8 protein-coding genes and 1 riboswitch are annotated in these 12,328 nt (G+C 31.1%); of the genes, 2 read left to right on the top strand and 6 right to left on the bottom strand.

Annotated elements, in window-relative coordinates; translation table 11 throughout:
• Nucleotides 1–6 precede the first annotated feature (6 nt).
• Nucleotides 7–1,206, bottom strand: a complete 1,200-nt coding sequence (locus BR66_RS0116185; protein ID WP_026883825.1) for an aspartate kinase — start codon at nucleotides 1,204–1,206, stop codon at nucleotides 7–9.
• Between the two features lie 195 nt (nucleotides 1,207–1,401).
• Nucleotides 1,402–1,570, bottom strand: a riboswitch (Lysine riboswitch).
• Nucleotides 1,571–1,771: 201 nt separating this feature from the next.
• Here BR66_RS0116185 and BR66_RS0116180 point away from each other — a divergent pair.
• Nucleotides 1,772–1,960 (top strand): hypothetical protein, encoded by a 189-nt coding sequence (locus BR66_RS0116180; protein ID WP_026883824.1) that lies wholly within the window; start codon nucleotides 1,772–1,774, stop codon nucleotides 1,958–1,960.
• A 50-nt stretch (nucleotides 1,961–2,010) separates the two neighbouring features.
• Here the strand turns inward: BR66_RS0116180 and BR66_RS0116175 are convergent, their stop codons facing one another.
• A complete protein-coding gene (locus BR66_RS0116175) occupies nucleotides 2,011–3,192 on the bottom strand; it encodes a cation diffusion facilitator family transporter (RefSeq protein WP_026883823.1) in 1,182 nt (393 codons plus the stop codon).
• Nucleotides 3,193–3,399: 207 nt separating this feature from the next.
• Here BR66_RS0116175 and BR66_RS0116170 point away from each other — a divergent pair, with 207 nt between their 5' ends.
• Nucleotides 3,400–4,701 (top strand): M18 family aminopeptidase, encoded by a 1,302-nt coding sequence (locus tag BR66_RS0116170; protein ID WP_026883822.1) that lies wholly within the window; start codon nucleotides 3,400–3,402, stop codon nucleotides 4,699–4,701.
• A gap of 121 nt (nucleotides 4,702–4,822) precedes the next feature.
• Here the strand turns inward: BR66_RS0116170 and wsfD are convergent, their stop codons facing one another.
• The 4 genes from wsfD to ftsH form a co-directional block, all read right to left on the bottom strand.
• Nucleotides 4,823–6,289, bottom strand: a complete 1,467-nt coding sequence (gene wsfD, locus BR66_RS0116165; protein WP_026883821.1) for a glycan biosynthesis hexose transferase WsfD — start codon at nucleotides 6,287–6,289, stop codon at nucleotides 4,823–4,825.
• Nucleotides 6,290–6,355: 66 nt separating this feature from the next.
• Nucleotides 6,356–7,711: an MATE family efflux transporter gene (locus BR66_RS0116160; RefSeq protein ID WP_026883820.1), complete on the bottom strand. Its 1,356-nt coding sequence runs from the start codon at nucleotides 7,709–7,711 to the stop codon at nucleotides 6,356–6,358.
• Nucleotides 7,712–8,082: 371 nt separating this feature from the next.
• The gene (locus BR66_RS0116155; RefSeq protein WP_026883819.1) at nucleotides 8,083–10,224 is read right to left on the bottom strand and encodes a HelD family protein; all 2,142 of its coding nucleotides are present in this window, start codon (nucleotides 10,222–10,224) and stop codon (nucleotides 8,083–8,085) included.
• Nucleotides 10,200–12,044 (bottom strand): ATP-dependent zinc metalloprotease FtsH, encoded by a 1,845-nt coding sequence (gene ftsH, locus BR66_RS0116150; RefSeq protein ID WP_026883818.1) that lies wholly within the window; start codon nucleotides 12,042–12,044, stop codon nucleotides 10,200–10,202. Before ftsH ends, BR66_RS0116155 begins: the two co-directional genes overlap by 25 nt.
• Between the last annotated feature and the right edge of the window lie 284 nt (nucleotides 12,045–12,328).

The raw sequence follows: 12,328 nt of genomic DNA, 5'->3' as shown, positions 1-12,328 counted from the left end.
TATAAATTAAAGGTTAAATTTATGTGCAACTAAATTTACTGCCTTTTCCTTATCCTCTTGTTTAATTGCACATGTTATTCTTATTTCTGAAGTAGTAATTAATTTTACATCTATTTCATTTTCCGTGAAAAGCTTAAACATCTTTGATGCTGCACAAGATGTTGTCTTCATTCCTATGCCAACCATAGAAAATTTTGTTATATCCTTATCCACAAAAATATTTTTAGTTTCAGCAAAACTTTTTATTATTGTTGTGCATTCATCAATATCATTTTTAGGTATTGTAAATGAAACATTGACTTTACCTTGCATTGGTGCAGTCTGACTGATCATATCGATATTTATCTTACGACTACCTATTGCCTCAGAAATATTCGATAAAATATTTTTATCCTGATCAATTCCATTTATGGTAATAGCTATATTATTATCGCTTGTTGCTATTCCTGTTACTGGTTTACTCTCCATATTCATATTATTTACTTCTTTTATCTCTGTTCCTTGAATTTCTCCACAACTTAATCCAACATGTATTGGAACTCCATATTTTTGCCCAAGTTCTACGGACCTTGGATGCATAATCTGTGCACCAAGACTAGCTAGTTCTAGCATTTCTTCATAATCAATTTCTTTTAACCTTTTAGCCTTGTTATATTCCCTTGGATCTGTTGTATATATTGCATCAACATCTGTATATATCTCACAAGTACCATTAAGCTTAACAGCTAAAGCAACTGCCGTAGTGTCGGAGCCTCCTCTACCTAATGTGGTTATATCACCAAACTCATTTATTCCTTGAAAACCTGCTATTATAACTATCTTTTTTTCATTTAAGCTTTTGGTTATTCTTTCTATATCTAAATCTTCAATTAGGGATTTCCCATATTCACCACTTGTTTTCATTCCAATTTGATATGCAGTATAGCTGACGGCATCATGACCCATATTTTTTATTGCCATAGCAAGGAGAGCGGATGAAATCACTTCACCTGTTGACAATATTACATCTAGTTCTCTCTTGTCTGGCTTTTCTGAAATTCCCTTAGCTAGACTTATTAGCTCATCTGTAGTATCTCCCATTGCAGAAACTACCACAACCATTGCATTTCCCTTTTCTTTCCTTTTAATTACTGTTTCTGCTACTTTTCTTATTTTTTCTGTGGTGGCAACGGAACTGCCACCATACTTTTGTACAATTACTGGCATGATATTGAAATCCCCCTTGTGTATCTTTTTATAATTAAGGATTTTAATCTTAGGATACTTTATCATTAAAGTATAAGGCATCTAACACAAAATAAAATTTTATCTTGTGTTAGATGCCTTACAGCAAAAAATACAAAATATTGCGTCAAAGGAACACCTTTGCCGCAATATAATCATCCATACGCAACCTTGTGTGTACCTTGTAGCTCTCCACTTTTATCAGTGACAACTTAACATATATTCTATGCAAAGTCAGAAAATAAACCTGTCAATTCATTTTCTTCGGCTGAAATTCCTTTTTTTATTCTTCTTAGCGCACCCGCTCTGAATAAATACTCATAATTACAGCACCTCTACCCTAGGTTAACAAACCTTATTAAATTATTTTTTATTGTATCATATATCAATGAATATATCAATGTAAAAAAAGACATTTCAAATTAAATATACTTTTATTCCAATTTTTTTTCACATGCATAGGTGATATTTTTAATAGTAAACTTACTTTTGGTTAAACTAAAGTAATGCATCACTGAAAAAAATTTATTAGAAAGGAGATATAATCTTGACTAATTTTAATTCCTTAAATAGTTCGAAAGCCAATATTCAAAGTGTTCGTGATCATGATAAAGAAGCAAAACTATCAATGAAAGCAAAACTGAAAGAACAAAGTCAATCTGAATTTAATAAATTTAATATGAACGGTGAAAATCAAAGAGGAGACGATTTGGAGCGAAGCAAAAACCAAAACTAGTAAAAAAAGAGGCAAGTGACAAGCTTGTAACTTGCCTCTTATCACTGATTCTATGAAGTGTAGTCTCTGTCAATTGTTATAACTGTATCATAACCTGGGTGTTCAAGTTTAATTGCATTATCAATGTTTATTTTAAGTTTTGCCTCATCTTCTTCTGTTACTTTGTTATCAAAACTAATAACCAAATCAAATATTAAATTTTTATTTTCACCATTTCCAACTATTCTAAAATCATGAATTGAACTTACAACGGGAAATTTTTTCAGTACCTGAACAACAGTTTTTTTTGCATCCGTAACTTCCTTTGAATCTGTATACACTGGATCCATGTGTATTACAATAAACATATTTAATCTTTTTGAAAGTTCCTTTTCAGCTCTATCAATTACTTCATGAATCTTCATAATTGATATGTTATATGGCACTTCTGCATGAAGCGAAGCCATGGTTCTCCCAGGTCCATAATTATGAATAATAAGATCATGCACTCCAAGAATATGTTCATAACCAAGTACCGAGTTTTTTATTTCTTTTACAAGCTTTGGATCTGGTGCCTGACCTAAGAGTGGATTTAATGTTTCTTTTACAAATGATAATCCTGACAAAAATATAAATATTGCTACCACCATACCAACATATCCATCTATATCAATTTTAAAAATATATGATGCCATAAGTGAAATTATAACACCACTTAGTATTGCCACATCATTCAGTGCATCCGCTCCAGTTGCCTTAAGAGTTGATGAATCAATCATTTTACCTAGTGCCTTATTAAAATAACTGAGCCATAACTTAAATGGTATTGCTAAAATTATAATTACAAAAGTAATAATATTAAAATTAACTTGCTGGGGATGTAGTACCCTATCAAAGGAAGTTTTAATAAATTGAAGTCCAACTACTAAAATTACAAATGAAACTATAAGTGCAGATATATATTCCATTCTTCCATGTCCAAAAGGATGTTCTTTATCTGCTGGTTTATTTGAAAGTCTAAACCCAACAAGAGTTACAACGGAAGATGTTACATCCGCAAGATTGTGAAATGCATCAGCTATTATAGCAATACTATTAGTGGTTGCACCAAGAATAATTTCAATTATAAACAAAGCTAAATTTACAATTATTCCAATAATTCCACTTACAGTTCCATACTCTTGTCTAACCTTCCTATTATTTATATCTTCATAATGTTTAACAAAATGTGATATTACAAATTTTGCAGTCATTTTTAACACTCCTCAGTGCTGTAAGGCATATTCAGAAAATAAACAATGCTGCGATATTTATTTTCTGAATATGCCTAAAGTAATTATTAAATTATATTATACAATATATTCTTAAAATAGTATAATAAGATTGCTATATTTAATATAGTTTTTATAATTATATATTGGGTATCCATTAATTTACCATATATATACAGGAGGAATAAAATGAATAAAGAACAATTATTGGCAGAAAAACTTATAAATTTTATATATGAAAGTCCTTCAGCTTTCCATGCCGTAAAAAATATGAAGAATGACTTGAATGGAAAAGGATTTGTAGAACTAAGTGAGGGTGAGAGATGGGAAATTCAAAAGGGTGGACATTATTACGTCAGTAGAAACGATTCTGCCCTAATAGCATTCACAGTAGGAAGTGGCATAATTGCAAAAAAAGGCTTCAAATTAATAGGTGCACATTCAGATTCACCTGGTTTTAGAATCAAACCTTCACCAGAAATCACTTCCGAAGGTAACTATATTAAATTAAATACCGAAGTATATGGCGGTCCAATTTTAAATACATGGCTTGATAGACCTCTTTCCTTAGCTGGTAGGATTACAATAAAAAGTAACAATGTATTATTTCCAGAAACAATGCTACTTAATATTAAAAAACCCATTCTGATTATTCCTAACTTAGCTATACATATGAATAGATCAATAAATAAAGGTATAGAGCTTAATAAACAAATTGATTTGATACCTTTAACTTGCATGGTTAATGAATCTCTTGAAGAAGACAATCTTCTTATAAAAACCATCTCCAAAGAACTTGGAGTGAATATAGATGATATATTAGACTTTGATTTATATCTATATGAATTTAATAAAGGAAATATAATAGGTCTTAACAATGAATTTATTTCTAGTAGTAGACTTGATGATTTAGAGATGCTCCATGCAGCTTTTTGTGCATTTATAAGTTCAAATACAACACATGGCACAAATGTTTTAGTTTGTTTCGATAATGAAGAGGTTGGTAGCCAAACACAACAAGGTGCTAACTCAGAATTTCTAGCAAATGTACTTGAGCGAATTGTTATATGTTTTGGAGGAGATCGTGAAGATTATTTTAGAGCCTTAAATAAATCATTTATTATTTCTGCTGATGCAGCGCATGCAGTTCATCCTAATAAAGGAGAAAAAAGTGATCCTACAAATAGACCTATAATTAATAAAGGACCTGTACTAAAAATCAGTGCTAACCAAAAATACACATCAGATAGTGTTAGTTCATCAGTTTACCAAACAATTTGTGAGCAGTGTGGTGTCCCCGTTCAAAAGTTTGTAAACAGATCTGATGAACCTGGCGGAAGTACTATTGGTCCAATATCTTCATCTCATGTAAGTATACGCTCAGTCGATGTTGGAACTCCTCTATTAGCAATGCACTCCATTAGAGAGCTTTGTGGGGTAATGGATCATAGCTATGTTGAAAAAACCTTTGAGGAATTTTACAAACTCTGATAACAGCAATATCGATTTCAAGTTGATAGTGCACGTTGATGAAGATTTTCTGTTATTATTAAAATAGGGATATAAGTGAAGGGGTCCCTTCACTTATATCCCTATTTCAACTTGTAACTTGTCACTTTTCCTTATATCTCCTAACCGCTTTTTCTCCAAGATTTGCAACCCAAAGCAAAGAAGTTCCAGCCATAATATCATAGGATAAATTCAAAAGGAATAAATGTTTTCCAAAATCCCCATGCCCTGAACCTATAACCGGTAACATAAGTTGAGATGATCCTGATGCAAGAATAAACAGCAACATTAATATGAGAAGACGTTGATCTTTATCTTTATGCTTTATAAAATAAAACACAGCTATTCCTAAATACAAAATTGAGAATATAATGTATATATTTATATTGTGGTGAATATACGGATATTTTTTTATAAGTCTTGTTCTAAAAGTATTTACAAGCTTATTAGAAGTATACTGACCCTTTATAAAATTGCTTTTACTAGGCAACGAAAAAGCATATGCATTATCTGCTGAGTCAACAATTTTTTCCCAAAGCCTGTCCAAATGATTAAAATAAAAACCTAGTACTTTAACAGGAGAAACCTTCGGGTAGAATTCTTTTAGCATCTCTTGTCCCACAGGATCATTTCCATTATATGTCTCATAAAATGAATGACCATAAAACACCATAAATTTCTTATTTATACCAAGTTCCTGTAAATCCTTCTCTGGAGTTTTAGATCCCCTGAGTATTCCCGAAAAAACTGATTGATACACATTATTTTCATTCATAGTATCTGTCAATGAAAAATATGAAGCCGCACAAATTATAATGACCAATATCGAAGCAATCACAATACATTTTCTTTGTGACTTGCCTTTGTAGTAAATAAAAAGAGCTATATATATAATTAACATAAAAATAAGTAATGGTAATTCCTGTGATTTGGAGGTTAAAAAACAAGCTGAAGCTACAAAAAAATATATAAAATTTCTTATTTTAGGTTTATCCTTACTGATTAAATTTAGGTATGTTCCAATGCTGAGAAAAAAGAATACTATGGTACCTGCTTCTCCAAAAAAAGAATTAAAGAACTCCAAATATGAAATATCTGTGAAAAACAAAATAATAAAAATTCCTGCTGTTACTTTAAGCAAATATGAGAATTTTTTAAAATTAATTATTAGAAATATACCTATTAAAAATATTATAGAATAGATAAAAGATAAATATCTTATATCAAACAAACTATTGTGAAAATTATGTGCAAACAATGAAATGAATACTGCTAACTTTAGCGGTATAGTTTCAGAAACCCAATCTATGTAAAAAGGAATGTATATACCTGGCATTGATATTGAATAATTGAGATGTACAAAACCATCATAAATTTCCTTATATCCATTGGATAAATTTGAAAGCCCTCCAAATAAAATTAATCTATGAAAATCCCCGTTATCACTTTTACCCATTATTGGATATATAAATAATGTATTTAATAATATAGCACCAACTACTACCAGTACCATTATTTCAATGGTGTACTTATATTTATGATGACTTAAAATTTTTTTCAACCACGCCATGTATCATTTCCTCCTCAAAATTCCTATACACCTATATTGTTTTATAAAGCACCAGTTATATATATATCAACTGGTGAGACTTTTAACTTGAGAATTATTTTTCATTTCAACTACAATAAAAATAGCAGCTACTAGCGCAGATGTAATATCTGAAACAGCTCCTGCTATCCACACACCGTTTAGTCCAAAAAAATTTGGTAATATAAGTACTAATGGTATAAGCAATATAATCTGCCTTGATAAACTTAGAAACATTGAATGTTTTGCCTTCCCAATTGACTGAAAATAATTTGAAAAACTTGCTTGCATTCCAACAAAAGCAAACATCTTAAGATAAATAGATAATCCATTAGACCCTATACTTATAAGCCTAGTATCACTTGTATTGAAAATGCTAATTATTTGAGTAGCAAATAATTGCACTAGTATAAATCCAATTATTGAAACACAGCTTGCAGCAATAGTAGCATATACCAATGTTTTTTTAACCCTAATCATATCTTTAGCACCATAATTATATCCAATTATGGGTTGTGCTCCTTGATTTATTCCTATCAAAGGCATAAGTATGAGCACCGTAATACTAGTTATAAGAGAGTACGCTGCTATAGCAAGATCTCCACCATATCTTTTAAGTGTTGTGTTAAAAGCTATGGTAACTATGCTTGCTGCAATTTGCATAGCAAAAGGAGACATTCCTATTGCTATGATTTCTCTTACTATAACCTTTTTAAGTTTCATGTTTTTTCTTCTAAGCTTTAACAGACTCTTACCTCTAGTAAAATAAAGTAATATCCAAACTGAACATACTGTCTGAGAAATAACTGTGGCAAAAGCTGATCCTCTGACACCAAACTTAAAAACAAATATCAAAAGTGGATTTATCATAACGTTTAAAATAGCACCTATTAGCATAGTTAACATAGCCATCTTAGGTGCTCCCTCGGAACGCATAAGTGGATTCAATCCAAACCCCACATTTTGTAGCACTGCTCCAGCTAGCAAAATTATTGCGAATTGCTTTGCGTATATAAAAGTTTCCGAGCTTGCTCCAAGTAATTTTAATATTGGATTTAGAAATATAATTCCTAAAATACTTAATAGTATAGATAAAATAACTGTCATTGTATATGCATTGCCTATTACTTTTTCCGCACCATTTTTATCTTTTTTACCAAGTTTAATTGATATAACTGCTGCTGCCCCTGTTCCAACAAGCATTCCAATTGCCATAATTACATTTGTTATTGGAAATGTTATGGCCACACCTGAGAGTGCCAATGATCCAACACCCCTGCCAACAAATATCCTGTCTACAACAGAGTACATTGCATTTACAAGCATACCTATAACAGCCGGTATAGAAAATTTCAAAAGCAGTTTTCCTATTTTTTCATTTGCCAATTCCTTGGAACTATCCATCATGTCACCTCCCAGTATAATAAGAATTAAAAGTGACAAGTTAAAAACCCTTATAATTGTTTTCATTCTACTTTTATTGATTTTTCGGCTAAATCCGCAGACTTCTCCTTACCTCTTAACTTGTGAACCTTTTAACTTATAAAATCATAGTTTCCTCAAAAAGGTTAACATAGTTTAACAAATATTTCAAGTTTATTAAAAAAGGTGCCCTAGGAAAATACTTAATAGCATTTTCCTAGAGCACCCTCACAAGCTTCTCACTTGTCACTTGTTACTTGTTACTTGTCCTTAATAACTTATGAGACGTAGCATAGCTATGCACGTGAAAAATGCTATTTGAGCATGCATCACCATGATACCCTCATTTTTCATTATGGCTGTAGTTTTACTACTGATAATTCATGTAGTGCCCTTGTTGACATAACGTACATGTATTTGTCTTCTTTTTGTTCTGCTTCATCCAAAATTATAACTGCGTCGAATTCAAGTCCTTTTGCAAAATATAAAGGTATTGCAACAATGCCGCCCTTATACATCATGTCTTCTCTATCAATAATTTTTATATTCTCTATTTTTTTTAGTAACCTACCATATTTTTCAGTACTCTTTAAATCTTTACATATTATGGCTATGCTTTCATATTGTTTTTCTTTGTATTCATTTACTAATGAAAGTATATTATCTGTAACCTCTTCTACCTTTGAAATTTTTATTACATTTACAGGCTCACCATTTCTAACTAATGGTACAATAGCTTCGTCCTTTAAAAACTTATTAGCATATTCCATAATTTGCTGAGTAGATCTATAACTCTTGTTAAGTTTAAAATGCTTAACCTCAATATTATGTATTATATTTTCTATGCTGTTAAAAGGTATTTCTACTTTAATTGGTATAATTCTTTGGTTACTATCTCCAACTATCGTCATACCTAATGTTCCTGTGATTTCTCTAATAACCTTTAATGCTAAGCTACTGTAATCTTGAGCTTCATCAATAATTACATGTTTTATTTCTCTGCCCATTGAAATTCCTTCAAATTTTAATGTAAGATAAAGTAAAGCAGTTAAATCATCTATGGTATAAAAATCTCTTTTATTTATGCTGCTGTATAATTCATAAATACTTGGGTTATCAAGCCAAAGAAGTGTTTCTTTAACTTTCATAATCTCTCTGACTACATTTTTAATTTTAAGTCTTCTTTCATAGTCTATAGACGTTCCTTGTAATGTTAATTCGTCTTCACTCAAGGCTTTTAATGTATTTCTATACTCTTCTTCTATTTTTCTAACTTTATTATCTCTTTCATCTTTTAATTTAGAAAATATTATCCTTCTTATTTTCCTCGTTCTTCTAAAAAGTGGTAACCTTTTATAATATTCATTGTACATTTTTTCACATTCTTCTGTGCTAACAACAACTTTATCATTATATATTATATCTTCAAATTTATATTGTTTTTTTTCAATATTCTCTATTAATTTGTTTAGTTCTTCTGTAAAGTCATCACTATTTTTATATATTAAATCTTCTATAAATGCTTTGTCATTACTCAAGATTTTTTCCATATACACTTCAGAACTCATAACCTTATTTTTTCTTATATCCATAAGATCTAAAGCAAAATCGGCATAGGTTTGTTGCATAGTTCCACCCTCCCCAAGACTAGGAAGTACAGAAGATATATATTCCATAAATATAGGATTTGGTCCAAGAATTAGTACCTTGTCTTGAAGTACTTCTCTATTATTATAGAGTAAAAATGCAACCCTATGAAGTGCAATAGTGGTTTTACCACTTCCAGCAACTCCATTAACTACGACTATATTATTTCTTGGTTCTCTAATTATTTTATCTTGTTCTTCTTGTATGGACATAACAATATCAGTAAGCTTTTCCTCTGCATTTTTACTTAACACTAGCTGTAATATTTCATCTCTAACGTCTACTGCAGAATCAAAAAGCCCCATCAATTTTTCCTTTTTAATTATATACTGTCTTTTCTTGAGTATATCCACTTCTATTTCACTTTTAGGTGCCCTATACCTGTTTGGCCCAAGACTTGACGTATAAAATAGAGATGAAACTGGTGCTCTCCAATCTACCACTAATGGCTCATATTGACCCTGTGTGGTAACCCCGAACCTTCCTATATAAACTTTTTCCTCATCAGAATCTTCATCTTTAAAATCTACCCTGCCAAAATAAGGAGAAGTTTTAAGAATAGTAAGCTCTTTAAACTTTCTATCTATAGTTTTATAAGATTCCTCCTTAACAAATGTCTCATGATCAAAATATTCCATTACTCTATCTTCATCATCTTTAAATTCCTCGATGTTTTTTTTCCTACTATCAATTATATATTTAGTTACTTCTTTTCTCTTTCTAACATAGTTAAGTATTTCTTTAGTTATTAATTCTATTACACCTTTGAGCCTATTTTCTTCTATAATGAATTCATTATCCTCTTTTTCCTTCATTAACTCTTCTAAACTTCTATCTTTTCCTTCCATGCTGAACTCTCCTTTACGATTTCCATAAACTCATCACCCATAATAGTTTCTTTTTCAATTAAAACTCCGGCTATTTTTATAAGTAAATCATGATTTTTAGTTAGTATTGCCTTTGCCTTTTCATGAGCTGTTCTTATTATACTTAATGTTTCCCCATCAATCAACGTAGCAGTTTCAGCGCTACAAGTTTGAACTGGTCTTCCATCTAAATATCTGCTTTCAACTGATTCTAGTGCCATCATATCAAATTTATCTGTCATGCCGTATATTGTCACCATATTTCTTGCCATCTTTGTGGCTCTTTCTATATCATTTGAAGCCCCTGTAGATATACTATTAAATTCAACTTCCTCTGCAGACCTACCTCCAAGTAACACCGTAATCTCATCTATCATTTCTTCCTTTGAAACTAGATTTTTTTCTTCTTCTGGTAATTGCATTGTATATCCTAAAGCGCCCATGGTTCTAGGAACAATAGTTATTTTATGAACTGGATCTGTATGTTTTAATAATGCCGCCACAATTGCATGCCCAACTTCATGGAAAGCTACTGATTTCTTCTCCGGTCCAGATAAGATTTTATCCTTTTTCTCTTTACCTGCTATTACCACTTCTACAGCTTCTTCAAGATCTCCTTGGCAGATCTCTTCTCTTCCATTTTTAACAGCAAATAACGCTGCTTCATTTATCATATTGGCAAGGTCTGCGCCCACTGCACCCGAAGTTGCTTTTGCAATTTTATCAAGTCTAACCTCACTTGAAAGTTTTACACCTTTGGAATGTACTATTAAAATATTTTCTCTACCCTTTAAATCCGGTCTATCAACTATTACCCTTCTGTCAAATCTACCTGGTCTTAATAATGCCTTATCTAAAACTTCTGGTCTATTTGTAGCTGCAAGAATCACAACTCCCACTGAAGAATCAAAACCGTCCATCTCAGATAGTAGTTGATTTAAAGTCTGTTCTCTTTCATCGTTACCGCCACCCATACCGGCTGTATCTCTACTTTTACCTATTGCGTCTATTTCATCAATAAAAATTATACACGGTGCTTTTTGTTGAGCTTGCTGAAATAAGTCTCTTACTCTTGATGCTCCCATTCCCACAAACATCTCCACAAAATTGGAACCTGACATAGAGAAAAATGGCACTTTTGCTTCTCCTGCCACCGCCTTTGCAAGTAAAGTCTTCCCTGTTCCTGGAGGTCCGACTAGTAATGCTCCCTTAGGAAGCCTTGCACCTATTTTTATATATTTATCCTGATTATGAAGAAAATCCACTATCTCCATAAGGGATTCTTTAGCTTCATCTTGTCCTGCAACATCTAAAAAAGTAACCCCTGTCTCGCTTTCAGCATATACTTTTGCATTGTTTTTGCCAAAAGACATAACCCCACTACCAAGTTTTTTATCTATTCTACCAAATAAAAATCTTCCAGCTATTAGTAATATTCCAATAGGTATTACATATGTAAGCAGAAAATTTATTAGAGGATCATCATTACTTGATGGAGCTGTTATATCTGCACCTGAAGCCTTAAGTTCATTCTTCAGATCAAGATCACTAATTCTACCAGTATACAATATTTTTTTGCCTATTCCACTGTTATCTTTAGGAATTATTGTAAGTCTATCTTGAGTTACTTGCACCTCTGAAATCTTCTTTTGCGAAAGTAAATCTAGAAATTTATTATAAGTAATTTGCTCGGTTTTCATACTGACTACCATATAGTTTAATATAAGAACTGCAATAATTACTCCTAAAGAATAAAAAGCTGCAATTTTAAATTTTTTATCTCCAAAATTTTTATTAAACATAATGCTCCCCCATTTCTTCTCTTGTATTCCGCACCTAGAACAAAATATACTAATATATAAATTAGTTATTGTTTTGAAGATACCTTCTATAAGTTTAGCATTTAATACTTAATATTACTATCTAACTTTTTTAACGTTTTATAAACAAATTTTTAAAAATAGCTTCATATATATTATAACCTAATTCAACCTATGCTCTCATCTAAAATTTTGTTGTAATAAAGTAAATAATATGATAGGATATCATATATAATCCTTGATACGTATACAGCTGTATGTATGTA

It is taken from the genome of Clostridium akagii DSM 12554, assembly GCF_000686725.1.
In the GTDB taxonomy this organism is placed as follows: domain Bacteria; phylum Bacillota; class Clostridia; order Clostridiales; family Clostridiaceae; genus Clostridium_I; species Clostridium_I akagii.
The sequence above is the reverse complement of the archived record's forward strand: the minus strand, read 5'-3'. Positions and strand labels throughout refer to the sequence as shown.

What these genes read in the sequence shown, in the direction of transcription:
- BR66_RS0116185 (WP_026883825.1), bottom strand. Translation starts at nt 1,206, where the DNA reads ATGCCAGTAATTGTACAAAAGTATGGTGGCAGTTCCGTTGCCACCACA.
- BR66_RS0116175 (WP_026883823.1), bottom strand. Translation starts at nt 3,192, where the DNA reads ATGACTGCAAAATTTGTAATATCACATTTTGTTAAACATTATGAAGAT.
- BR66_RS0116170 (WP_026883822.1), top strand. Translation starts at nt 3,400, where the DNA reads ATGAATAAAGAACAATTATTGGCAGAAAAACTTATAAATTTTATATAT.
- wsfD (WP_026883821.1), bottom strand. Translation starts at nt 6,289, where the DNA reads ATGGCGTGGTTGAAAAAAATTTTAAGTCATCATAAATATAAGTACACC.
- BR66_RS0116160 (WP_026883820.1), bottom strand. Translation starts at nt 7,711, where the DNA reads ATGGATAGTTCCAAGGAATTGGCAAATGAAAAAATAGGAAAACTGCTT.
- BR66_RS0116155 (WP_026883819.1), bottom strand. Translation starts at nt 10,224, where the DNA reads ATGGAAGGAAAAGATAGAAGTTTAGAAGAGTTAATGAAGGAAAAAGAG.
- ftsH (WP_026883818.1), bottom strand. Translation starts at nt 12,044, where the DNA reads ATGTTTAATAAAAATTTTGGAGATAAAAAATTTAAAATTGCAGCTTTT.